This window comes from Bradyrhizobium valentinum (genome assembly GCF_001440405.1).
Classification (GTDB): Bacteria; Pseudomonadota; Alphaproteobacteria; order Rhizobiales; family Xanthobacteraceae; genus Bradyrhizobium; species Bradyrhizobium valentinum.
This window is the reverse complement of the sequence record NZ_LLXX01000131.1, coordinates 43,279-66,361: the sequence shown is the minus strand read 5'-3', so window position 1 is coordinate 66,361 and position 23,083 is coordinate 43,279. Positions and strand designations below refer to the sequence as shown.

Here is a 23,083-nt window from a genome sequence, read left to right as displayed (position 1 = left end):
GAGCTACGGCTTGGCAAGCCACCGCCCTGACCGGCGACGTAGCGTAGCTTGATAATCGGGTGGCCGGAGACGGACTGGGGGACTGGGGGATCACATTGCCGCAAGTCGGTCTGTTCGAAATGCGCCGGCTGGAGATGCTGAGCAACACCATCTTTGGCGTTGCCATGACGCTCCTCGCCTATGATCTGCCGAAAGCCAGCAGTTTCGCCAACGCGCCCGGCTGGCACGATGTAATGCGCGTCTACGCGCAACCCGTCATCGCGCTGACGATCAGCTTCGTGGTCGCCGGCCTGTTCTGGTTCAGCCATCACCGGCGGCTTGCGGTCGCGCCGGAAGGCGGACGCGGCGTGGTTTTCCTCAATCTGTTCTTCCTGCTGTCGATCATCATTCTGCCGGTGACGAACGGCCTCTATGGCAATTACCGGCTCGAAGGCGTGGTCGCGGTGCTCTACGGATTCCATCTCACCTTGATCGCCGCGCTGAACGCGCTGTTGTGGATTCTCGCCCTGCGGGGCCGCAGCGAACCGCCACTGCTGGCAACGGCGCTGGTCCCGCTCGTCGTGTTCGTGATCGGCACGGCAACAGCCTTCGTCGCGCCGAAGGTTGCGCAGTTCATCTGGTGCCTGGCATTCCTGGCACCGCTGGGCGGCTGGGTCGCCGCGCGGCGTGCAGGCTAGCGCGAAACCTTCGCCTCACTCACCATCAGCAACCGGCTTGCCTCTTCGGCGATCATCCGCTCCATCTTCTCCTGAAATTCCTTGCGCGGCAGGCCTGGCGCGATCGGCGGCAGGAACGACAGCGTGATCGTGCCTGGGTGCATGATCAGGGTCTTCTTGCCCCAGAACAGCCCGGAATTGCACGCGGCCGGCACGACCGGGACGTCGAGGTTCGTGTATAGGGCCGAGATGCCGGCCGACTGAAACCTCACGGGCTCGTCGATCGCCTGGCGCGTGCCTTGCGGAAACAGCAGCACCTGACGCCCCTCGCCGACTGCGTGCTTTGCTTCGTCGACCATCTGCCGCAGCGCATGGCGGCCTGCCGAGCGATCGACCAGGATCATCGGATAGTGCTCGAGAAACCAGCCGACCATCGGCAGCTTCCGGAGCTCCTTTTTGGCGACGATGCTGGCATCGGGGAATATCACGCAGAGCGCCGCGGTCTCCCACAGCGACTGATGATTGCACGCGATGATGCAGGGTCCGTCGGGAACGTGCTCGCGCCCCTCGACGCGATAGTCCAGCCCTATCACGTACTTCATCAGGAACAGGATGCCGTTGACCCACACCTGGGACACCGCGCGCACCGTCGCGCTGCTCGCCTTGAACAGCGCCATGAACGGCACCGACAGCGAAACAACGACCGTCAGGATCACCACGGCGGCATCGAATATTATAGACCTCAGATAATGCAAACGTCCGTCCCTCGGGCCTCAATGCGGCTTCCAATACAGCACTTTTCCCGGGTTGCACAATTCCGGCCGGCCCGCTGGAATATGTCCCACCATGGATCGGCCCGATTGCCGATCCAGGATCGTTGCCGATCCAGGATCGCCCCATGCCCGTCCAGGAAAAATTCGCGATCGCGCCGCACCTCGCCTTCGACGCCATCACTGCCGGCGCACCCGGCGCGCCGCTCGTGCTGCTGCTGCACGGTTTTGCGGAATCGATGCATTGCTGGCGCGCCCAGGTCACAGCCCTCGGCGACATGGGTTATCGCGCCATTGCGCCGAGCCAGCGCGGCTATTCGCCCGGCGCCCGGCCCAATCCGCGCGAGTTCTCGCATTACCTGATCGACCGCCTGATGGACGACGCGATGGCGATCGCGGCGGCTGCAGGTTATGGGAATGCGCGTTTTCACCTTGCCGGCCACGATTGGGGCGGCAGCATCGCCTGGGGCATCGCCTATCGCCATCACGAGCGGCTGGCCTCGCTCACCATTCTGTCCCGGCCGCATCCGAATGCGTTTAACCGCGCGCTGGCAACCGACGGCGAGCAGGCGCAACGCTCAAAGCACCACAAGGCGTTTCTCGAACCCGATGCCGCAGATATCGTGCTAGCGGACGATGCCAGATGGCTGCGCGATCGTCTCGCCGCCAATGGCGTCCCCACTGAGGCGATCGAGATGCATCTCGCCGTGCTCGGCAACAAGCAAGCGATGGAAGCGGCGCTCGCCTGGTATCGCGCCCGCGGCGCGATCCGCGGGCCGCTCGGCCCGATCCGCGTGCCGACGCTCTATATCTGGGGCGACGCCGACGACACCGTCGGCCGCACCGCCGCCGAAGGCACGGTGGATTTCATCGCCGCGCCCTATCGCTTCGAAGTGCTGCCCGGCGTTGGGCATTTTGCGGCGGATCAGGCGCCGGAACGTGTATGCGAATTAATGCTGGAACATCTCGCCGCGCATCCGGTCTAAAGGAACGCACTGCCGATAAAAATGTTGTCATGCACAAAATGGAGCATGACGAATGGCCAACGAACAACATCAGGACAAGCCTGCCGCAACCCGGAGCAAACCGCCCCGGAATGAGCGGCCGCCGCAAGCGCAACCGCCGCAAATCCAGCCGCCGCTTCTGAGCGATGGACCGGAACTGGTGCGCGACACCCATTGCTGAACGTTGACGGTAGCTGAACAACGAAAACGCGACGGAGAACAACCTCCGTCGCGTTTTTTTGTCGTCCGACCTGAACTGTCGCGCGCCCTACTCGCTCTTGTCGACGTTCCAGAAGACCGGCGTCGCCGGGCCGTCGACAATGCCGGTGAGCGATTTGCGCCAGCCGCTCGGGATCAGATACTGGCCGAGCGGGATGTAGATCACCTGTTCATAAGCCTGCTTCTGGATGTCAGCAGCGATTTTCTTCTGCTCCTCCGGAGAGCCAGAGCGCGCAAACTTGTCGCGGAGTTCTTCGATCTTGGCGTCTTCAGCCCAGCCGAACCAGCCGCCGTTCTTGCCGCGGCCGCCGACTGAAGCATTGGCCACCGGATTGGAGACGTCGGCTGCGACCCAGTTGGTGAAGAACATGTTCCAGCCGCCTTCCTTCGGCGGTTTCTGGCTGGCGCGGCGGGTCACCACGGTCTGCCAGTCGGTAGCCTGCACGTCGACCTTGAAGCCGGCTTCACGCAGCAATTGCGCCGCGACGATCGGTTGCGCCTTCAGCGTCACGACGTCGCCGGGAGCCATGATCACGATCGGCGTGCCGTCATAGCCGGACTCGGCGAGCAGCTTCTTCGCCTCCGCCATGCCATTGCCCTTTATCAAAGTCTCGGCGCCGACGTCGGTCTCCAACGGGGTGCCGCACACAAAAATTGCGCCACACATCTTTTGATACTTGGCATTGCCAACCAGCGCGTCGAGCACGTCCTTCTGCTTCATGGCCAGAAAGGCGGCGCGGCGAACCTTGACGTTATCGAACGGCGGATAGAGAAAGTTCATCCGTCCCAGCGTCTGGAAACCGAACTTGTTGAGGACGTCGACCTTGATATCCTTGTTCGCCTCCAGCACCGGCAGCAGGTCGAACGGCAGATTCTCCATGAAGTCGATATCGCCCGACTGCAGGGCGTTCACCGCGGTCTGCGCGTCCGGCATGGTGATCCATTCGACGCGGTCGACCTTGACCACCTTGCCGCCAGACGTCCAGCTCGGCGGCTCCTTGCGAGGCACGTAATCGGCATTCTTTTCATACACAGCCTTCACGCCTGGCTGGAACTCCGCCTGCACGAACTTGAACGGACCGGAGCCGACCTGCTCCTTGATTTGCTGCCCGGCCGGTGTTTCCGCGAGCCGCTTCGGCATCATGAACGGCGTGTAGGACGACGGCTTGCCGATCGACTCCAGCACCAGCCCGTAGGGCTCCTTCAGTTTCAGCGCAAAGCTCTTGGCGTCGATCGGCTCCAGGCTGGCGACGAAATCCATCAGCTTCTGGCCCATGGTGTCGTTGCGGCCCCAGCGCTTCAGCGAGGCGACGCAATCCTCCGCCGTAACCGGCTGACCGTCGTGCCACTTCAGGCCGTCGCGCAGCGTGAAAGTGTAAGTCAGCTTGTCATCGCTGACCTTCCAATCGGCCATCTGCGGCTGGATCTTGAAGTTGGAGTCGGTCGCCAGCAGCGTGTCGTAGACCATGTAGCCATGGTCGCGGGTGATGTAGGCGGTGGTGAAACCGGGATCGATAACGCGCAGGTCGGAATGCATCACGGCGGTGATGGTCTTGCCTTTCGCCATGACCTGCGACATCGGGGCCAGCGATGTCAGCGCCACCGAAAGCGCAAGCACCGACAGAGCGGATGCTATCGTGGGACGTTTCCAACGCATGATATGGAACATTCGATCTCTCCTGACGTGAAACTGGTCAAAGCCCGCTGATTCATTATGCATGCGGTTCGTTATTTGGGCGAACTAACACGCTGTAAATCTTGGATATTTGAAGACTTGCATCAAGCGCGCGACGCGTCAATCGGGTTTGATGGCGTGGCCGCCCTTTCGAATGCGCGCAGCCCCGCGTTCATGTTTCACTTTACAAATCCGCACGAGATCATTCTCGTATGCGGCGAGGCCGGTGCCCGCTTGTTCGAAAACCAACATAAGAAAACCAAGAGAAGTCCATGAACCCAGCCAATCTTCCCTTTGATTCCGAGGCCATGCTGCAGGGGCTGCGCGGCTGGGTGGAATGCGAAAGCCCGACATGGGACGCAGGCGCGGTCGAGCGCATGCTCGACCTCGCCGCGCGCGACATGGCGATCATGGGTGCGACCATCGAGCGCATCGCCGGCCGCCAGGGCTTTGCCGGCTGCGTCCGCGCCCGCTTTCCGCATCCCAAGCAAGGCGAGCCCGGCATCCTGATCGCCGGCCACCTCGACACCGTCCACCCGGTCGGCACGATCGAGAAGCTGAAATGGCGGCGCGAGGGCAACAAGTGCTTCGGCCCCGGCATCTTCGACATGAAGGGCGGCAACTACCTCTCGCTGGAAGCGATCCGGCAACTGGCGTGCGCTGCCTTTACGACGCCGCTGCCGATCACCGTGCTGTTCACGCCCGACGAGGAAGTCGGCACGCCCTCGACCCGCGACATCATCGAGGCAGAGGCCGCGCGCAACAAATATGTGCTGGTGCCGGAGCCGGGACGGCCCAATAACGGCGTCGTCACCGGGCGCTATGCGATTGCGCGTTTCAATCTGGAAGCCGTCGGCCGGCCGAGCCACGCCGGCGCGACGCTCTCGTCCGGCCGCTCCGCGATCCGCGAAATGGCACGCCAGATTATAGCGATCGACGGCATGACGACCGAAGATTGCACGTTCTCGGTCGGCATCGTCCATGGCGGCCAATGGGTCAATTGCGTCGCCACCACCTGCACCGGCGAGGCCCTGAGCATGGCCAAGCGCCAGGCCGATCTCGACCGCGGCATCGAGCGCATGCTGGCGCTGTCCGGCAACAGCAACGATGTGACCTTTACCGTAACGCGCGGCGTGACCCGCCCGGTGTGGGAACCTGATGCCGGCACCATGGCGTTATACGAAAAAGCGCGCGGGGTTGCCGCGCAGATGGGCGTCGATCTGCCCCATGGCAGCGCCGGCGGCGGTTCCGACGGCAATTTTACCGGCGCCATGGGCATACCGACGCTCGACGGCCTCGGCGTCCGCGGCGCCGACGCCCATACGCTGAACGAACATATCGAGGTCGACAGCCTTGCCGACCGCGGTCGGCTGATGGCGGGACTTCTGGCGACGCTGGAGTGATGGCGGTCTCTCCGCCGTCATTGCGAGCGAAGCGAAGCAATCCATGGTGCCGCATAAAGGAAGAATGGATTGCTTCGTCCCTACGCTCCTCGCAATGACGAGGGGATGGCGCTTCACCCTAACCGCTTAGCTGCATCGCAAAAAACGCAGGCGCAATGGCACGGGACTTGCTGAAATGCTACGCTGGTGGCTCGGAAATCACGTCTAGAACCGGCGCTGCCCAATTCACCCACAAATAACGGATCAAGATGCTCGGATATCTGCTTCGCCGCATTCTCGCCGCCATTCCCGTGATGGGCGTGGTCGCGCTGTTTGTGTTTCTCTTGCTGCGGCTGACGCCCGGCGATCCCGCCGCGATTCTGGCCGGCGATAATGCGACGCCCGAACAGCTCGATCGCATCCGCACCTCGCTCGGCCTCAATGAACCGCTCTACACCCAGTTCTTCACCTGGATCGGAAAGCTGCTGCAAGGCGATCTCGGCGTGTCGCTGATCTCGAACGTGCCGGTCTTGAAGATGATCAGCCAGCGTGTCGAGCCGTCGATTTCGATTGCCCTTTCCACCATCATCCTGGCGATTGTCGTAGCGGTGCCGCTCGGCGTCATCGCCGCGTGGAAGCACGGCACCTGGATCGACCGCTTCGTGATGGGGTTGTCGGTGGTCGGCTTCTCCGTGCCGGTGTTCGTGATCGGTTACGTGCTGATCCAGATCTTTGCGATCGAGCTGCGCTGGGTGCCGGTGCAGGGCTTCCGCAGCATCACGGCAGGCTTCGGCCCGTTCTTCGAGCGCATCATCCTGCCGACCTGCACGCTGTCCTTTATCTATGTCGCGCTGATCGCGCGCATGACGCGGGCGGCGATGCTCGACGTGCTGGGCGAGGATTACGTCCGCACCGCACGCGCCAAAGGCATCAGCGAGACCGGCGTACTGCTGCACCACGCGCTGCGCAACGCCGCCGTGCCTGTGATCACCGTAATCGGAACGGGTTTCGCGCTGCTGATTTCCGGCGTCGTCGTCACCGAGAGCGTGTTCAACCTGCCCGGCATCGGCCGCCTCACCGTCGATGCCGTGCTGGCGCGTGATTATCCCGTGATCCAGGCGATGATCCTTCTGACGTCGCTGATCTATGTCACCGTCAATCTGCTGATCGACGTCGCCTACACCCTGCTTGACCCGAGGATTCGCTACTGATGGCGATCGATACCCTTCCCGAACCGTCAATCCCGGTCACCACGCCGTTTCGGCCGAAACTGGGATTCCTCACGGCGACGCCGATCATTGCGGTCGCGACCGTGTGTCTCGCGCTGATCATCGCCATAACCATTCTGGCGCCGCTGCTCGCGCCGCACGATCCACAATTGCTGGCGCCGGCGCAGCGGCTGAAGCCATCAAGCGCGCAGTTCCTGCTCGGTACCGACGCCTATGGCCGCGACGTGCTGTCGCGCATCATCTATGGCGGGCGGATTTCGCTCCTGATCGGCCTTGGCGCGGCGATCTTCTCCATCGGCATCGGGCTCGTGATCGGCCTCGTCTCCGGCTTCTTCAAATGGGTCGACGCCGTGATGATGCGGGTGATGGACGGCCTGATGGCGATCCCGAGCATTTTGCTCGCGATCGCCGTGGTGTCGCTGTCCGGCGCCAGCCTGATGACGGTGATGGTCGCGATCACCATCCCCGAAATTCCGCGCGTCGCACGGCTGGTGCGCTCGGTCGTGCTGTCGGCGCGCGAGGAGCCTTATGTCGAGGCCGCGATCTCGGTCGGCACCAGCCTGCCCAAGATCATGTGGCGGCATTTGATGCCGAACACGGTGGCGCCGCTGATCGTGCAAGGCACCTATGTCTGCGCTTCCGCCATTCTCACCGAGGCCATCCTGTCGTTCCTCGGCGCCGGCATCAGCCCGGAAACGCCGACCTGGGGCAACATCATGGCCGAGGGCCGCGCCTACTTCCAGGTCAAGCCGTCGCTGATCTTCTGGCCGGGCCTGCTGCTGTCGATCGCCATTCTGAGCGTTAATTTGATCGGCGACGCCGCCCGCGATGCGCTCGATCCGCGCATGAAGCAGCGCGAGGCTGGGAAGTGACGGCTTCAAAGCTTTTGAAGCCGTCATCCCGGGGCGATGCGAAGCATCGAACCCGGGATCTCGAGATTCCGGGTCTGGTGCTAGCGCACCATCCCGGAATGACAGCCTCTGAACTCGTCGCTTCGCTCGCAATGACGGCTGAAAGACCTGCATGACCAACATCGTTCTCGACATCGACAATCTCGTCGTCGGCCTCGGCAAGAATCCTTCCGGCCAGCGCATCATCGACGGCGTCTCCTTGCAGGTACGCGAAGGCGAGACGCTGTGCGTGGTCGGCGAAAGCGGCTCCGGCAAGTCCGTGACCTCGCTGACCGTGATGGGGCTCTTGCAGAAAGGCGCGCTGGTGCCCTCGAGCGGCAGCGTCAAGCTGGTCGGCGAGGAACTGCTGACCGCCAGCGACCGGCGGCTGCGCCAATTGCGCGCCACTCGGATGGCGATGATTTTCCAGGAGCCGATGACGGCGCTGAACCCGGTGGTCCCGGTGGGCCGCCAGATCGACGAAGTGTTGCGCGTTCATACCGATCTCGACGCCCGCGCGCGGCGTCAGAAGATTCTGGCGATGATGGAGCACGTCCGGCTGCCCGACGTGGCACGCATCTTCGCCTCCTACCCGCACCGGCTGTCCGGCGGACAGCGCCAGCGCATCATGATCGCGATGGCCTTGGTGCTCGAACCGAAACTCCTGATTGCGGACGAGCCCACCACCGCGCTCGACGTCACCACGCAGAAGCAGATCCTCACCCTGATCCGCGACCTGCAGCGCGATCACGGCACCGCGGTGCTGTTCATCACCCACGACATGGGCGTCGTCGCCGAGATCGCCGACCGCGTCGCCGTGATGCGCTACGGCCGCCTGGTCGAGACCGGCACGCTCGATGGCATCCTCCGCACGCCGGCGATGGAATACACCCGCAATCTGCTATCTTCGGTGCCGAGCCTGGTGCCACGGGCGCCGCGGGCGGAGACCGAAGAGCCCGTCGTGCTGGAAACCAATGAGCTGGGCAAAGTCTATCGCGAGCGCTCCTTCTTCGGCAAAGCCCGCGAGGTCGACGCCGCCAAGGACGTCACGCTTACTCTGCGCAAGGGCCGCACGCTTGGTATCGTCGGCGAGAGCGGTTCCGGCAAGTCGACCGTGGCGCGCTGCATCGTCCGCCTGATCGATCCCACTTCAGGCGGCGTGCGTCTTGCCGGCCGCGAGATCTCCGACCTGTCGCGGCGGCTGCTGCAACCGCACCGCAAGAAGATCCAGATCATCTTCCAGGACCCTTACCGCTCGCTCAATCCGCGCGTCACCGTCGGCGAAACCATCGCAGAGGGCCCGATCAATTACGGCATGCCGCGCGCGGAAGCGCTGGCAAAGGCGCGCGAACTGCTCGAACTGGTCGATCTGCCGGCGGATGCGATCTCGCGCTACCCGCATCAGTTTTCCGGCGGCCAGCGCCAGCGCATTGCCATTGCGCGCGCGCTGGCGCTCGATCCCGACGTTCTCGTTGCGGACGAAGCCGTGTCGGCGCTCGACGTCTCCGTGCAGGCGCAGGTGCTCGAACTGCTCGACGAAATCCAGCAGCGGCTGGGTATCGCGCTGCTGTTCATCACCCATGACCTCCGTGTCGCCGCGCAAATCTGCGACGACGTCGCTGTGATGCAACATGGCCGGATTGTGGAACAGGGCCCGGCGGCGCAGGTGCTGACCCATCCGCAGCAGGCCTATACCCGCGCCCTGCTCGATGCTGCGCCGGGACGAGGCTGGGATTTTGCCAATTTCCGGCCGGTGGAAGTCGCGGCGGAGTAATCAAGTTCACTGTCATTCCGGGGCGATGCGCAGCATCGAACTATGGGGCGCCCTTGCGCCCCTGAGAATCTCGAGATTCCGGGTCTGGTCCTTCGGACCATCCCGGAATGACGGGCTCTCAAATTCGTCGCCTTGCTTCGCGCAGCTATTCCGTATCACGCGGCATGCAAAACGGAATTGCTTCAATCCTTGCGCTTGCCACGATGTCCCGCTTAACGTCCCCCAACGAAAAACACTGGCTGAGGTAAAATGACTCGCATCGCCGTCGGCGGCTTTCTGCACGAGACCAACACTTTCGCGCCGACCAAGGCGACCTACCAGGATTTCGTTCACGGCGGCGGCTGGCCGGCGATGGCTCACGGCTCCGATGTGCTCAAGGTCATGCGCAAGATCAATGTCGGCCTTGCCGGCTTCGTCGAGGCGGCCGAAGCCAATGGCTGGGAGCTGAAGCCCACGATCTCCGCGGCCGCCAGCCCATCGGCGCACGTTACCAAGGATGCCTTCGAACGCATCATGAAGGAGATGGTCGACGGCATCGCTGCGGCCGGACCGATCGACGCCGTCTATCTCGATCTGCACGGCGCCATGGTGACCGAGCATTATGACGACGGCGAAGGTGAAATTCTCGCCCGCGTGCGCAAGGTGATCGGCAACGATCTGCCGCTGGTGGCAAGCCTCGACCTCCACGCCAACGTCTCGCCCGAAATGGTCGCGCAGGCCGATGCGCTTATCGCCTACCGCACCTACCCCCACATCGACATGGCCGATACCGGCCGCGCCTGTGCAAGACACCTCGCGCTAATGCTGAGGACGAAGCAGCGTCTTGCAAAAGCGTTCCGGCAACTGCCGTTCCTGATCCCGATCAGCTGGCAATGCACCAACGACCAGCCGACCAGGGGCATCTATGAAAAGCTCGCCGCGCTCGAAAGCGACGCGGTGCCGGCGCTGTCCTTTGCGCCCGGCTTTCCGGCGGCGGATTTCGCACATTGCGGCCCGAGCGTGTTCGCCTATGGAAGGACGCAGGCTGACGCCGACGCCGCGGCCGACAGGATCGTCGCACTCGTTGAGAGCCATGAGGACGATTTCGACGGCCGCATCTATTCGCCAGATGATGGCGTCCGCCTCGCCATGGAACTCGCGAAATCGGCGACCAGGCCGATCATTATCGCCGACACCCAGGACAATCCCGGCGCCGGCGGCGATTCCGATACTACGGGCATGCTGCGTGCGCTGGTACGCAACAAGGCATCCCGTGCCGCGACCGGCGTCATCTACGATCCGAAGTCCGCCAGGGCCGCCCATGCGGCGGGCGTCGGCGCAACGGTCACGCTCGATCTCGGCGGCAAGTCGGGCATATCAGGCGATGCGCCATACAGGGAAACCTTCGTCGTCGAAAAGCTGTCGGACGGAAAATTCGTGGCTCCAGGCCCCTACTACGGCGGGCGCGACATGGACATGGGGCCATCGGCCTGCCTGCGCATCGATGACGTCAGAGTGGTCGTCGGCTCCTACAAGGCGCAGCTCGCCGATCAATCGATGTATCGCTATGTCGGCATCGAGCCGACCGAACAGAAAATACTGGTCAACAAGAGCTCGGTGCATTTCCGCGCCGATTTCGAACCGATCGCCGAAAAACTCCTGATCTGCGCTGCTCCCGGCGCGATGCCGGCCGATACTGCTACTCTCCCCTGGACGCGGCTTCGTCCCGGCATCCGCATCAAGCCGAACGGCCCTGCCTTCACCCCATCCGCCCCATTACGCGCAACCGCTTCAGTCACGGGATAACAGACATGCCCACTATCGAACGCATCGACGGCTATGCCGAGGAACTCACCGCCATCAGGCGCGATCTGCATGCCCATCCCGAGATCGGTTTTGAGGAAGTGCGCACCTCGGGCATCGTCGCGGAGAAGCTGAAGGGATGGGGCATCGAGGTACATCGCGGGCTCGGCGGCACCGGCGTGATCGGCGTGCTCAAGGGCAACGGCAGCGGCGGCAAGCGCATCGGCCTGCGCGCCGACATGGACGCGCTGCCGATGGAGGAAAATACCAACCTGAAATGGCGCTCGACCATTCCCGGCCGCTTCCATGGCTGCGGCCATGACGGCCACACCACCATGCTGCTCGGCACCGCGCGCTATCTGGCCGAAACCAGGAATTTCGACGGCACTGTCCATTTCATCTTCCAGCCTGCCGAAGAAGGCCTGGGCGGCGCACGCGCCATGATCAAGGACGGCTTGTTCCAGAAATTTCCCTGCGACGAGGTCTACGGCCTGCACAATGCGCCTGACCTGAATCACGGCGAGATCGCGATCCTGCCGGGTCCGGCGATGGCCGGCGCCGACTTCTTCGACATCACAATCCAGGGCTACGGCGCGCATGGCGCGATGCCGGAGCGGTCCAAGGATGCGGTCGTGATCGCGACCACGCTGGCGCAGGCCCTGCAGACCATCGTCAGCCGCAACGTCGATCCCCTGAAGTCTGCGGTGCTGTCGGTCACCCAGATCCATGCCGGCTCCGCCAACAACGTGATCCCCGGCGATGCCAGGCTCGGCGGCACCGTGCGTGCCTTCGACGACGGCGTGCGCGCGCTGATCCGCGACCGCATGCGCAAGATCTGCGCCGGCGTTGCTGCGACCTTCGAGTGCGAAATAGCCATCGATATCCGCGACACGTTCAGCGTCCTCATCAACGAGGAGGAACAGTCCAGGGTGGTCGAAGCGGTGGCGAAGACGATCGTCGATCCCGCCAACGTCTTCACGCGGGCGACGCCGAAGATGGGAAGTGAGGATTTCGCCGACATGATGCAGGCGGTGCCCGGCGCCTATTTCTGGATCGGCCATGACGGCTCGGTGCCGGTGCACAATCCCGGCTACGTGCTCGACGACAAGATCCTGCCGATCGGCGCCAGCATGTTCGCCCGCATCATCGAAACCCGTTTGCCGGTAGGTTCGCATGCATAAACCAGCCGCCGAAGAAGAGATCACCTCGCTGCACGACCTTTCCGCCGTCGACCTGATCGCCGGCTATCGCGCCAGGCAGTTCTCGCCGTCGGAAGTGCTGGACGAAGTGATTGAGCATGTCGCCGCGTGGGAGCCGCACATCAAGGCGCTCTATTTGTTCGATCCCGACGGCGCACGCGCTGCCGCGAAGGCTTCGACCGACCGCTGGCAGAGGGAAGAGCCCGCAGGCGCGCTCGACGGCGTGCCTGTTACCATCAAGGACAATATCGCGACCAAGGGCCAGCCGATCCCGCTGGGCGCCGCCAGTGTCAGGCTGATACCGGCAGAGAAGGATGCACCGCCGGCCGCGCGGCTGCGTGAATCCGGCGCCATCATATTCTCCAAGACGACGATGCCGGACTACGGCATGCTGTCGTCCGGCCTTTCCAGCTTCCATCCCCTCACCCGCAATCCGTGGGACCTAACCAAGAATCCCGGCGGCTCCTCCGCCGGCGCAGGCGCGGCAGGCGCGGCCGGTTACGGCCCGCTGCATCTCGGCACCGACATCGGCGGCTCGGTACGGTTGCCGGCCTGCTGGTGCGGCCTCGTCGCGCTGAAGCCGAGCCTCGGGCGCGTTCCGATCGATCCGCCCTATGTTGGCCGCGTCGCAGGTCCCATGACCCGCACCGTCGACGATGCGGCGCTGATGATGTGCGTGCTGGCGAAAGCCGATCGCCGCGACGGCATGAGCCTGCCGGCCGACAGCAGCATTCACTGGAAGACACTCGATAAGTCACCGCGCAAGCTGCGCATCGGCCTGATGCTCGATCCCGGCACCGGCCAGGCGCTGGAAAGCGACGTGCGAAGCGTTATCGTCAGCGCGGCCAAGACGTTCGAATCCGCCGGCGCCGTCGTGACCGAGGTCGACGGCATCCTGACGCGCGAGATGCTCGACGGGCTCGATAACTTCTGGCGCGCCCGGATGTGGGACGATCTTTCAAGACTGTCGCCCGAGGAACGAGGCAAGACGCTGCCCTACATCCTCAAATGGGCGGAGGCCGGCGCCAAACTCAGTGGCGTCGACGTCATCAGGGGCTTCAACGCCACGATGGCGATCCGCGCTGCAGCAGCAAAGCTATTCCACGACCTGGACTATGTAGTTTCTCCGGTATCGCCGGTGGTGAACTTCCCCGCCGAATTCGCCGCACCGATCAACGACCCCAGCAAGCCGTTCGAGCACATCGCCTACACCGTGCCGTGGAATATGTCGGAGAATCCGGCCGTCTCGATCAATGGCGGTTATGACAGCAAGGGTTTCCCGATCGGCGTGCAGATCATCGGCCGCCGCTTCGACGATCTCGGCGTGCTCGGCATGGCCAAGGCGTTCGAGGGCCTGCGCGGTCCGCAGCGGCCGTGGCCGTCGCCGCCGAAGAAGTAGATTCTGGACACCTCCGTCATGGCCGGGCTTGTCCCGGCCATCCACGTCTTTACCCTCTCGATGGACAGAAAGACGTGGATGCCCGGCCCAAGGCCGGGCATGACGATGCGTTGAGCAGTCAAACAAGAACATAAGGAAGGAATCCCCATGGCGTATGAGACCATCAAGTACGAGGTCGACGATCAGATTCTCACCATCACGCTGAACCGGCCCGACAAGCTCAACGCCTTCAACGGCACGATGCAGCAGGAATTGATCGCCGCATTCGATGCGGCCGACAAGGACGACAATGTCCGCGCGATCATCGTGACCGGCGCGGGCCGCGGCTTCTGTGCCGGCGCCGATCTTTCCTCGGGCGCTAATACCTTCGACCGCGACGCGCGGCGCGACCCGGTGAAGCGGCTGGCCAATGGTTCGGTCGACTACAGCGATCCTCAGGTGCGCGACGGCGGCGGCCAGGTGACACTGCGGATCTTCAAATGCCTGAAGCCGGTGATTGCGGCGGTGAATGGCCCTGCCGTCGGCATCGGCGTCACCATGCAGCTCGCGATGGATATCCGTATCGCCTCGGAAGCCGCGCGCTTCGGCTTCGTGTTTTCCCAGCGCGGCATCGTGCCGGAGGCCGCCTCGAGCTGGTTCCTGCCGCGTATCGTCGGCATCTCGCAGGCGCTGGAGTGGTGCTATTCGGGCCGCGTCTTCCCGGCGCAGGAAGCACTCGCCGGCCGCCTCGTCAGCAAGGTAGTGCCGCCGGACGATTTGCTGCCGACCGCACGGGCACTCGCCAAGGAATTCGCCGCCAAGACCGCGCCGGTGTCGGTGGCGCTGATCCGGCAGATGATGTGGCGCATGATGGGGGCCGATGACCCGATGGAAGCCCACAAGGTCGACAGCCGCGGCATCTACGCCCGCGGCCGCTCGGAGGACGTCAAGGAAGGTGTGGTGTCGTTTTTGGAAAAGCGCCCGGCGCAATTCAAGAACAAGGTTTCCAGCGACATGCCGGATTATTTCCCGTGGTGGCAAGAGCGGCAGTATGAGTGACCGTTGCCGAAACTCACTTTCCGTCGTCCTGGCCAAGCGAGCAACGCGAGCGCGAGCCGGGACCCATAGCCACCGGCCGTAGTTTTGCGTCGGGCTCCTGCCACGTTGCCTTCTCGATAGATCACGCGGTATGGGTCCCTGCGTTCGCAGGGACGACGCATCACTCCATTACCAACGCCACGCGCCCGATCGCCTTTCGATCGATGAGAAGCCGCATCGCCTTTGCGTAATCCTCCAGCGGCAGCCGGTGTGACACGTTGGGCCGGATCTTTCCGGCTTCCGCCCATTCGGTCAGGGCCTTGATCCTGACCTCGCCGAGCGCAGGGTTTCTTCGCACTGCCTCGCCGGCGCGGACGCCGAGCACGCTGGCGCCCTTGATCATCAGAAGATTGGTCTTCGCGAGCCCGATGCCGCCGGTAAAGCCGATGACCAGCAGCCGCGCGCCCCAGTTGATGCAGCGCATCGAATTCCCGAACACCTCGCCACCGACGGGATCGAACACCACATCCGCGCCCTGCCCGTCGGTGATGCGCTTGACGGCGTCGCGGAACGGCTCGCGGTCGTAGCGGATGAGATGATCGGCGCCCCTTGCCTTCGCAATCGCAAGCTTTTCGTCGCTCGAAGCGGTTGCGATCACGGTCGCACCCAGCATCTTGCCGATCTCGACAGCGGCCAGACCGACGCCGCCGCCGGCGCCATGCACCAGCAGCACCTCGCCGGCTCGAAGCTGCCCGCGGTCGATCAGCGCGTGGTAGGCCGTGCCATGGCCAGCCAGAAACGTCGCGCCCTCGGCATAGTCGAACGTCGACGGCACTCCTACGAGCTGCGAGGGGCTAGCGACCGCTTCATCCGAATAGGCGCCGTGCCGCATCTTGACGATCACCCTGTCGCCGACTGCGACGCCTTCGGCCGCGTTGACCTCCACCACGTCGCCGGCGGCTTCGACGCCCGGTGTGAACGGCAGCGGCGGCTTGAGCTGATACTCGCCCGCCGCCATCAAAATGTCGGGAAAATTGATCCCGGCGGCGCGGACGGCGATGCGCACTTGCCCGGGGGCCAAGGGGGCTGCGTCAAAGGTTTCCAGACGCAGGCTCTCGGGCGGACCGAGCTCGCGGCAGACGACGGCCCTCGGCATCAGGCGGCCCGCGCTTTCACACGCTCAAGTGCCTCGCGGATCAGCGGCATCCGGTCGTTGCCGAAATACATGTCGGTCTTGTCGACGAAGATCGTCGGCGAACCAAAACCGCCGCGCGCCATCACCTCGTCCGTGTTGGCCTTGAGCTGGTCCTTGATCGCCTGCTGGCCGATGCCGTCGAAGAATTTGACGTGGTCGACGCCGACTTTCCTGCAGACCTCCGTCAACACTGAATCCTGCGAGATGTCCTTGTCGGCGCCCCAATAAGCCTCGAACACGGCGGTGGCGAACGGCACCATGTCCTGACCAAGCCAGATGCAGCCGCGCATCGCCTTGACGCTGTTCACCGGGAACACCGTGGGCGGCATCTTGATCGTAAGCCCCGCGGACCGCGCCCAGTCGGCGAGATCCTTCTTCATATAGCGCGCCTTCAACGGCACCGGCGTCTCACGCTGCGCGTAGACGCTCGGGTTGACGGTATTGAAGATGCCGCCGACCAGGATCGGCCGCCAATTGATCTCGACGCCGAGCTCCTTGGCGAGCGGTTGGATGTTGTGAAAGGCGAGATAGGTCCAGGGGCTGGAACAGTCGAAGAAGAATTCGAGCATGGGTTCTTCCTTGTGATTGGTTTTCTTGATCCTCATCCTGAGGAGCGCGCAACGCGCGCGTCTCGAAGGATGAAGGCCCGTCTGTGGCCTCATGGTTCGCGCGGCGATGCGAGCCTCCTCACCACGAGGGGTTGCAGTGTCACTTTCGTCCCGCCAGCTCCTTCGCCCTCTGCCCGAACATATTCCGCCGCGCCTCCTCGTCGAACGGCTCCTTCACGAACTTGCCGATCGCCAATCCCGCCTGCACCTTCGGCCGGGCGCGGACCTCAGCGTACCAGCGCTTGACGTTCGGCTCGCCGGCCCGGATGTTGACGGGGATGACCCGATGGGGAAGCCCGAGTTCCTCCGGCATGATCGAGATTTTCCAGCCGTTGGGCGTCGGCGCATAATGCAGGTCGATCATGGCTCCCCTTGCCTCGCCCCTTCCTTGCGCCCCGCCCGGGATTTTGCTTGAAGGCGCGCTTCGCGCTTTTGGGCGACTTTCGTTGTTCTGTACCTCGATCATAAGACATGGCAGACAGGCGCTCAATCACGACCAAACGGGAGGCTCCCATGCTGTTTCCAACCACGATCGCAGGCTCCTTGCCGAAGCCGGAATGGCTGGCCGAGCCGAACACGCTCTGGGCCCCCTGGAAATCGAAAGGCGACGAGCTCGCCCGCGCCAAGCGCGACGCCACCATGCTGGCGGTCAAGCTGCAGGAGGATGCCGGCGTCGACATCGTCACCGAGGGCGAGCAGGCCCGCCAGCATTTCGTCCATGGCTTTCTGGAGAAGGTCGAGGGCATCGATTTCGCCCACAAGGTCGAGATGGGCATCCGCAAAGACCGCTACAAGGCGATGGTGCCACAGGTCGTTGCGCCGCTGACGCTGAAGGGCCGCGTCCACGCCGATGAAGCCCGCGTCGCCCGCACCCATACCACCCGCAAGCTGAAATTTACCCTGCCCGGCCCGATGACCATCGCCGATACTGTCGCTGACCAGTACTACGGCGACAAGGTCAAGATGGCCTTCGCCTTCGCCGAACTCCTCAACAACGAAGCCAGGGCGCTGCAGGCCGACGGTGTCGATGTCATCCAGTTCGACGAGCCCGCTTTCAACGTCTTCATGGACGAAGTCTCCGACTGGGGCATAAGAGCGCTGGAGCGCGCCGCCGAAGGCCTGACATGCACCACCGCCGTTCACATCTGCTACGGCTATGGCATCAAGGCCAATACCGACTGGAAAGAGACACTTGGCAACGAGTGGCGCCAATACGAGGACATCTTCCCCGCGATCGCCAAGAGTCCGATCCAGCAGGTCGCGATCGAGTGCCGCAATTCGAAAGTGCCGCTGGATTTGCTGGCGCTGCTCCCGGGCAAGGTGGTCCAGGCCGGCGTGATCGATGTCGCGAGCGACACGGTGGAGACGGCGGAAGACGTCGTAAAGGTGATCGAGGCCGTGTCGAAATTCGTACCGCTCAGCAACATCGTCGCGACCACCAATTGCGGCATGGCGCCGATGCGGCGGGATATCGCGGAAGCGAAGCTGGCGGCACTGGGTGCGGGCGCGAAGCTGGCACGGCAGAAGCTGGGATAGGAGTTTTGATCCGCACGGATCAAGACACGGCACGCTGAGCTCCCCCCTTGCGGGGGAGAGTTGGAGAGAGGGGTAAGCCACACGCACCGCCGTTGCGGCTTACCCCTCTCCCTAGCCCTCCCCCGCAAGGGGGGAGGGAACGTACTGTGCACTCGGATGCAGCAACGGCCGATATCCAGCACTGAGCGCGCGCAACGTTGATGGCGGTGTCAGCAGCATCGCGATTTCGATTTCACTGTTCACCTCGCTGTAGCCAGCCATCGACCATTGCAGCGCCCTGCCCTGCACGATCAGAAAACTCTGCTCACCCGCCTGCACCATCGCACCATCAGGCAATTGCGCCGCCGAGATCGGCAGCGGATGCAGCCGCTTCTTCCCGCGGTCCAACCGCTCGCGATGCAGCACGTTATCCATGTCTCGCGCGCGAATGTCCGCAACGCTATTGCCCTGTTCCCACGCCGCGCGGAAACGGTTGGCGTCGTCGCGGCGGCAGAAGAAACAGGGACGATGGCCGGCCGCGAATGCGGTGGCCTCGTCGAGAAAGAACAGCTCGGTCCAGCTCCGCCGACCCATCACCGGCCGCCGCCAGCCCCTGAACGCGCAGACGCAGGTGATCCAGGCCGGGCTCGACCAGCGCTTCTTTAGTAGCGTCTTGGTCGCGGGATCGTGGATGATGCCGCGATTGCCCGTGAACAGGCCGCGATGCGGGGTGGCGATGATGTCGCCTGTGGGTGTGACGCGGTTTTGAAGGGGCATTTGTGGCTACCGTCATTCCGGGGCGATGCGCAGCATCGAACCCGGAATCTCGAGATTCCGGGTTCGCCTCTTCGAGGCGCCCCGGAATGACGAATACATCAACCCGCCCCGTCGCGGATCGGCGGCTGGAACGACAGCGCGGTGTCCCAGGGAAAGTGAATCCAGGTGTCCTGCGACACTTCGGTGATGAACGTATCGACCAGCGGCTTGCCCTGCGGCTTGGCGTAGACGGCCGCGAAATGCGCGTCCGGCATCATCGAGCGCACCAGCCGCCCGGTCTTGCCGGTGTCGACGAGGTCGTCGACGATCAACAGCCCCTTGCCCGTCCCGCCGCCGAGTTTTGCCACATCGGCCGAAACACCCTTGAGCGCCTTGAGGTCGCCCTGCCTGGTGTGGTCGTAGCTCGCAATACAGACGGTGTCGATCACGCGAATGCCAAGCTCACGCGCAACGATGGCCGCTGGCACCAGCCCGCCACGGGTAATCGCGATGATAGCCTGAAACGGCCCGACCTCGTTGAGCCGCCAGGTCAACGCCCGGCAATCGCGGTGAAACTGGTCCCAGGAGACCGGAAAGGCCTTCTCCGGCGGCGCCATCACGAGCGCGCTCCAGCATGATTTGTCACTGTTGTTCTCCGTAGCTTTTTTAAAACCGGATCACTCGCATCGCTACCTCGGCACGTTCGCCAGCATCTCCTTCACCGCATTCATCGCAGCGTTGAGCTTTTCGGGATCGCGCGAGCGGACCACAAGATTGGTGTTCGGCTTCTTGTCCTCATCCATGAACGGATAGCTGCCGATTATCGTGTCGGGATGGGCAATCGCGATCTCGCGCAAGGGACCGCCGATATCGCCTTCCCGCGCATTGGCGCGGACCGAATCCGACAGCATCCGCACCCCCGATTTCAGCTTCGGCGAAACGATGTCCATCATCGCCTGCATGATCGAGGGAATGCCGGCCATCACGATGACGTTGCCGAGCTTGAAGCCGGGCGCCAGAATGGTGGCGCTCTGGATCAGTTCGGCGCCGTCGGGCACGCGCGCCATGCGCAGCCGCGCCTCGTTCAAATCCTGCTCGCTCCAGCGCTCGCGGAAGCGCGCCACCACTTCCGGGTGGTGGTCGATCTTGACGCCGAAGGCTTTCGCGACGCTGTCGGCGGTGATGTCGTCATGGGTCGGGCCGATGCCGCCGGTCGTGAAGACGTAGGTGTAGCGATGCCGCAGTGCATCAAGGGCGTCGACAATGTCGGCCTCGTCGTCGGCGACGATACGGACCTCCTTGAGGTCGATCCCGATATTGGTCAGGTACTCGGCGATGAAGCCGATGTTCTTGTCCTTGGTCCGGCCGGACAGGATCTCGTCGCCAATGACCAGAATACCCGCCGTGACGATCTCGCTCATGACTTCTCCCCACCTGTCCCGGTACCTTGCGCAAGCAACGCATTGAAGTCACGGGTGTTTGCTGCCGAAATAAGCACCCGGCAGCCTTTTTTTAGGGCAGCGCGGCCGGCTACCCACACGAAATGCCGCAAGCCAATGCATATCGCGCTGGCCCGAGCCTTGCTACCATCCCGTGAAGTCATGCACTGTGCCGCATGGCTTCGAGAGATAGTCAAGATTTATGGCAGTTGCCTTCGACGAAATGAACGGGCCCGGCGGCGACCTTCGCCCGGCCTATCGGGAGCTCTCCCGTTGGCTGAAGGAGACGCCTCCGGACGCCCTGGAATATCGCCGGCAGGAGGCGGAACTGCTGTTCCGCCGGATCGGCATCACCTTCGCTGTCTATGGCGACGCCGAAGCCCAGGAACGGCTGATCCCCTTCGACGTGATCCCGCGAATCATGTCGGCGAAGGAATGGACGGTGCTGGAAAAGGGCCTGAAGCAGCGGGTCCGCGCGCTCAACATGTTCCTGCGCGACATCTATCACGGCCGCGATATCCTGCGCGCCAACATCGTTCCCGACGACCTGATCTTTCAGAACCCGGTGTTCCGTCCGGAGATGAACGGCCAGAGCGTGCCGCACGACGTCTATGTGCACATCGCCGGCATCGACATCGTCCGGGTCGACGCCGACAACTTTATCGTGCTGGAGGACAATGCGCGCACGCCCTCGGGCGTCTCCTACATGCTGGAAAACCGCGAAATCATGATGCGGCTGTTTCCGGACCTGTTCGCCCGCCACCGCGTAGCACCTGTGGAACGATATCCGGACGAACTGCTGTCGGCGCTGCGCTCGGTTGCGCCGCTCTCGGCCTCAGCCGAGCCTACGGTCGCGCTGATGACGCCCGGTGTCTACAATTCCGCCTATTACGAGCACTCCTTCCTCGCCGACAAGCTCGGCATCGAGTTGGTTGAGGGACGCGACCTCATCGTCAAGAACGACGAGGTGTTCATGCGCACCACCGAGGGCTTAAAGCGCGTCGATGTGATCTACCGCCGCGTCGATGACGATTTCCTTGACCCCCTAACGTTCCGCCCGGATTCGGCGCTCGGCGTGCCCGGGCTGATGTCGGCCTACGCGGCCGGCAACGTCACGCTGGCGAATGCGGTCGGCACCGGCATTGCCGACGACAAGGCGATCTATTCCTACATGCCGGAGATCGTGAAGTTCTATCTCGGCGAAGAGCCGATCCTGAAGAACGTCCCGACCTGGCGCTGCCGCGAGCCGAAAGACCTCGCGTATGTGCTCGACAATTTGAGCGACCTCGTCGTGAAGGAAGTCCACGGCTCGGGCGGCTACGGCATGCTGATCGGCCCAGCCGCGACAAAAGCGACGATCGAGGCGTTCCGCGACAAGCTCAAGCGCGAGCCGGAGGGCTTCATCGCCCAGCCGACGCTGGCGCTGTCGACCTGCCCGACCTGCACTGCCTCCGGCCTCGCGCCGCGCCATGTCGACCTGCGGCCGTTCGTGCTGACGGGAAGCAAGCACGTCACCATCGTGCCGGGCGGATTGACGCGGGTGGCGCTGAAGGAAGGCTCGCTGGTGGTCAATTCGAGCCAGGGCGGCGGCACCAAGGACACCTGGATACTGGACGAATAGAGAGCGAAATCCTCGTATGCTGTCGCGCACCGCCGAAAACCTGTACTGGCTGGCCCGCTATGTCGAGCGCGCCGAATATATCGCGCGCACGATCGACGCGACGTTGCGCGTGACCGCCCTTCCCGCCACCTATATCGGCAAGACCAATGAATGGGAATCGGCGCTGCTGACGGCCGGCGTCAGCGCCAGCTTCTACGATGTCTATCAGGAAGCCACCGAGCAGAACGTCGTCGAGTATCTGGCATTCTCGCCGTCCAATCCGTCGTCGATCAAGAACTGCATCGAGGCGGCGCGGCTCAATTCGCGCTCGGTGCGCACCGCGCTGACCTCGGAGATGTGGGACACCATCAACTCGGCCTGGATCGAGCTCGGGGAGGTCTGGGGCAAGGGCACCTCGAGCCGCGAGGAACTGGCGCGATTCCTGCGCTTCGTTCAGGAGACCTCACTGCGGTTCGACGGCTCCGCCTACCGCACCATGCTGCGCAACGACGCCTACTGGTTCTCGCGGCTCGGCCTGCACCTCGAGCGCGCTGACAACACCGCCCGCATTCTCGACGTGAAGTATCATGTGCTGCTGCCCGAGGAAGAACATGTCGGCGGTCCCCTGGATTACTATCAGTGGACCTCGATCCTGCGCTCGGTGTCGGCGCTAACCGCCTATCACTGGGTCTATCGCGAGACGTTGAAACCCTGGCTGATCGCGGACCTCCTGATCCTCAACGACACGCTGCCGCGGTCGCTGGCGAGTTGCTACAGCAATTTGGTGCGCAACCTCGACCAGATCGGCGTCGCCTATGGCCGCCAGGGCGCCTCCCAGCGCCACGCCCGCGGGGTGCGCAACCGGCTTGAACACAGCCATATGGACGATATCTTCCAGCACGGCGTCCACGAGTTCATCCAGGAATTCATCGCGGACAACTCGCGGCTCGGTGAGATCATCACCAGGCAGTATT

The 23,083-nt window shown here is 63.5% G+C and carries 21 protein-coding genes; 13 read left to right on the top strand and 8 right to left on the bottom strand.

Features of this window, described 5'->3' with window-relative positions:
• Positions 1-89 precede the first annotated feature (89 nt).
• A complete protein-coding gene (locus tag CP49_RS22985; protein ID WP_082646180.1) occupies positions 90-677 on the top strand; it encodes a TMEM175 family protein in 588 nt (195 codons plus the stop codon).
• Here CP49_RS22985 and CP49_RS22980 read toward each other — a convergent pair.
• Positions 674-1,411, bottom strand: a complete 738-nt coding sequence (locus CP49_RS22980) for a lysophospholipid acyltransferase family protein (protein WP_057852465.1) — start codon at positions 1,409-1,411, stop codon at positions 674-676. The two genes, CP49_RS22985 and CP49_RS22980, sit on opposite strands and share 4 nt — an antisense overlap.
• A 143-nt stretch (positions 1,412-1,554) precedes the next feature.
• On the opposite strand from CP49_RS22980, the gene CP49_RS22975 reads away from it, so the two are divergent.
• On the top strand, positions 1,555-2,412 hold the full coding sequence (locus CP49_RS22975; protein WP_057852464.1) for an alpha/beta fold hydrolase: 858 nt from the start codon (positions 1,555-1,557) through the stop codon (positions 2,410-2,412).
• Positions 2,413-2,698: 286 nt separating this feature from the next.
• Here the strand turns inward: CP49_RS22975 and CP49_RS22970 are convergent, their stop codons facing one another.
• Positions 2,699-4,318, bottom strand: coding sequence for an ABC transporter substrate-binding protein (locus CP49_RS22970; protein WP_057852463.1), 1,620 nt, complete (start codon positions 4,316-4,318; stop codon positions 2,699-2,701).
• 278 nt (positions 4,319-4,596) lie between these two features.
• On the opposite strand from CP49_RS22970, the gene CP49_RS22965 reads away from it, so the two are divergent.
• The 8 genes from CP49_RS22965 (at position 4,597) to CP49_RS22930 (ending at position 15,017) form a co-directional block, all read left to right on the top strand.
• Positions 4,597-5,727, top strand: a complete 1,131-nt coding sequence (locus CP49_RS22965; RefSeq protein WP_057852462.1) for a M20/M25/M40 family metallo-hydrolase — start codon at positions 4,597-4,599, stop codon at positions 5,725-5,727.
• A 248-nt stretch (positions 5,728-5,975) separates the two neighbouring features.
• The gene (locus CP49_RS22960; protein ID WP_057852461.1) at positions 5,976-6,917 is read left to right on the top strand and encodes an ABC transporter permease; all 942 of its coding nucleotides are present in this window, start codon (positions 5,976-5,978) and stop codon (positions 6,915-6,917) included.
• On the top strand, positions 6,917-7,807 hold the full coding sequence (locus tag CP49_RS22955; protein WP_057852460.1) for an ABC transporter permease: 891 nt from the start codon (positions 6,917-6,919) through the stop codon (positions 7,805-7,807). Before CP49_RS22960 ends, CP49_RS22955 begins: the two co-directional genes overlap by 1 nt.
• 151 nt (positions 7,808-7,958) lie before the next feature.
• Complete coding sequence (locus tag CP49_RS22950; RefSeq protein ID WP_057852459.1) at positions 7,959-9,599, top strand: ABC transporter ATP-binding protein; 1,641 nt, start codon at positions 7,959-7,961, stop codon at positions 9,597-9,599.
• 249 nt (positions 9,600-9,848) lie between these two features.
• Positions 9,849-11,384: a M81 family metallopeptidase gene (locus tag CP49_RS22945; RefSeq protein WP_057852458.1), complete on the top strand. Its 1,536-nt coding sequence runs from the start codon at positions 9,849-9,851 to the stop codon at positions 11,382-11,384.
• A gap of 5 nt (positions 11,385-11,389) precedes the next feature.
• Positions 11,390-12,562, top strand: coding sequence for a M20 aminoacylase family protein (locus CP49_RS22940; RefSeq protein ID WP_057852457.1), 1,173 nt, complete (start codon positions 11,390-11,392; stop codon positions 12,560-12,562).
• On the top strand, positions 12,555-13,979 hold the full coding sequence (locus CP49_RS22935; RefSeq protein ID WP_057852456.1) for an amidase: 1,425 nt from the start codon (positions 12,555-12,557) through the stop codon (positions 13,977-13,979). Before CP49_RS22940 ends, CP49_RS22935 begins: the two co-directional genes overlap by 8 nt.
• 147 nt (positions 13,980-14,126) lie before the next feature.
• Entirely contained in the window at positions 14,127-15,017 is an 891-nt protein-coding gene (locus tag CP49_RS22930; RefSeq protein ID WP_057852455.1) for a crotonase/enoyl-CoA hydratase family protein, read from the top strand.
• Between the two features lie 160 nt (positions 15,018-15,177).
• Here the strand turns inward: CP49_RS22930 and CP49_RS22925 are convergent, their stop codons facing one another.
• From CP49_RS22925 to CP49_RS22915, 3 genes are all read right to left on the bottom strand, one after another.
• Positions 15,178-16,152: an NADPH:quinone oxidoreductase family protein gene (locus CP49_RS22925; RefSeq protein WP_057852454.1), complete on the bottom strand. Its 975-nt coding sequence runs from the start codon at positions 16,150-16,152 to the stop codon at positions 15,178-15,180.
• Positions 16,152-16,760 carry a 2-hydroxychromene-2-carboxylate isomerase gene (locus CP49_RS22920; RefSeq protein WP_057852502.1) on the bottom strand — a complete coding sequence of 203 codons (609 nt, stop codon included), beginning with the start codon at positions 16,758-16,760 and terminating at the stop codon, positions 16,152-16,154. Before CP49_RS22920 ends, CP49_RS22925 begins: the two co-directional genes overlap by 1 nt.
• Before the next feature lie 139 nt (positions 16,761-16,899).
• Entirely contained in the window at positions 16,900-17,163 is a 264-nt protein-coding gene (locus tag CP49_RS22915) for a thioredoxin domain-containing protein (protein WP_057852453.1), read from the bottom strand.
• 149 nt (positions 17,164-17,312) lie between these two features.
• Between CP49_RS22915 and CP49_RS22910 the strand changes: the two genes are divergently transcribed.
• Positions 17,313-18,335 carry a methionine synthase gene (locus CP49_RS22910; protein WP_057852452.1) on the top strand — a complete coding sequence of 341 codons (1,023 nt, stop codon included), beginning with the start codon at positions 17,313-17,315 and terminating at the stop codon, positions 18,333-18,335.
• A gap of 111 nt (positions 18,336-18,446) precedes the next feature.
• On the opposite strand, the gene CP49_RS22905 is transcribed toward CP49_RS22910, so the two are convergent.
• The 3 genes from CP49_RS22905 to CP49_RS22895 form a co-directional block, all read right to left on the bottom strand.
• Entirely contained in the window at positions 18,447-19,091 is a 645-nt protein-coding gene (locus tag CP49_RS22905; protein ID WP_057852451.1) for a hypothetical protein, read from the bottom strand.
• 98 nt (positions 19,092-19,189) lie between these two features.
• Positions 19,190-19,687, bottom strand: a complete 498-nt coding sequence (gene gpt, locus CP49_RS22900; RefSeq protein WP_057852450.1) for a xanthine phosphoribosyltransferase — start codon at positions 19,685-19,687, stop codon at positions 19,190-19,192.
• A 72-nt stretch (positions 19,688-19,759) separates the two neighbouring features.
• On the bottom strand, positions 19,760-20,491 hold the full coding sequence (locus tag CP49_RS22895) for a competence/damage-inducible protein A (RefSeq protein WP_057852449.1): 732 nt from the start codon (positions 20,489-20,491) through the stop codon (positions 19,760-19,762).
• 220 nt (positions 20,492-20,711) lie between these two features.
• Between CP49_RS22895 and CP49_RS22890 the strand changes: the two genes are divergently transcribed.
• Positions 20,712-22,130, top strand: coding sequence for a circularly permuted type 2 ATP-grasp protein (locus tag CP49_RS22890; protein ID WP_057852448.1), 1,419 nt, complete (start codon positions 20,712-20,714; stop codon positions 22,128-22,130).
• A gap of 16 nt (positions 22,131-22,146) precedes the next feature.
• On the top strand, positions 22,147-23,083 hold a 937-nt coding region (locus CP49_RS22885), incomplete at its 3' end, for an alpha-E domain-containing protein (RefSeq protein WP_057852447.1).

Bases quoted from the DNA above. Each gene is read 5' to 3' on its own strand.
- CP49_RS22965 (WP_057852462.1), top strand. From the start codon at position 4,597: ATGAACCCAGCCAATCTTCCCTTTGATTCCGAGGCCATGCTGCAGGGG.
- CP49_RS22905 (WP_057852451.1), bottom strand. From the start codon at position 19,091: ATGCCCCTTCAAAACCGCGTCACACCCACAGGCGACATCATCGCCACC.
- CP49_RS22925 (WP_057852454.1), bottom strand. From the start codon at position 16,152: ATGCCGAGGGCCGTCGTCTGCCGCGAGCTCGGTCCGCCCGAGAGCCTG.
- CP49_RS22915 (WP_057852453.1), bottom strand. From the start codon at position 17,163: ATGATCGACCTGCATTATGCGCCGACGCCCAACGGCTGGAAAATCTCG.
- CP49_RS22960 (WP_057852461.1), top strand. From the start codon at position 5,976: ATGCTCGGATATCTGCTTCGCCGCATTCTCGCCGCCATTCCCGTGATG.
- CP49_RS22930 (WP_057852455.1), top strand. From the start codon at position 14,127: ATGGCGTATGAGACCATCAAGTACGAGGTCGACGATCAGATTCTCACC.
- CP49_RS22950 (WP_057852459.1), top strand. From the start codon at position 7,959: ATGACCAACATCGTTCTCGACATCGACAATCTCGTCGTCGGCCTCGGC.
- CP49_RS22955 (WP_057852460.1), top strand. From the start codon at position 6,917: ATGGCGATCGATACCCTTCCCGAACCGTCAATCCCGGTCACCACGCCG.
- CP49_RS22910 (WP_057852452.1), top strand. From the start codon at position 17,313: ATGCTGTTTCCAACCACGATCGCAGGCTCCTTGCCGAAGCCGGAATGG.
- CP49_RS22890 (WP_057852448.1), top strand. From the start codon at position 20,712: ATGGCAGTTGCCTTCGACGAAATGAACGGGCCCGGCGGCGACCTTCGC.
- gpt (WP_057852450.1), bottom strand. From the start codon at position 19,687: ATGGCGCCGCCGGAGAAGGCCTTTCCGGTCTCCTGGGACCAGTTTCAC.
- CP49_RS22970 (WP_057852463.1), bottom strand. From the start codon at position 4,318: ATGTTCCATATCATGCGTTGGAAACGTCCCACGATAGCATCCGCTCTG.
- CP49_RS22895 (WP_057852449.1), bottom strand. From the start codon at position 20,491: ATGAGCGAGATCGTCACGGCGGGTATTCTGGTCATTGGCGACGAGATC.
- CP49_RS22945 (WP_057852458.1), top strand. From the start codon at position 9,849: ATGACTCGCATCGCCGTCGGCGGCTTTCTGCACGAGACCAACACTTTC.
- CP49_RS22975 (WP_057852464.1), top strand. From the start codon at position 1,555: ATGCCCGTCCAGGAAAAATTCGCGATCGCGCCGCACCTCGCCTTCGAC.
- CP49_RS22940 (WP_057852457.1), top strand. From the start codon at position 11,390: ATGCCCACTATCGAACGCATCGACGGCTATGCCGAGGAACTCACCGCC.
- CP49_RS22935 (WP_057852456.1), top strand. From the start codon at position 12,555: ATGCATAAACCAGCCGCCGAAGAAGAGATCACCTCGCTGCACGACCTT.
- CP49_RS22920 (WP_057852502.1), bottom strand. From the start codon at position 16,760: ATGCTCGAATTCTTCTTCGACTGTTCCAGCCCCTGGACCTATCTCGCC.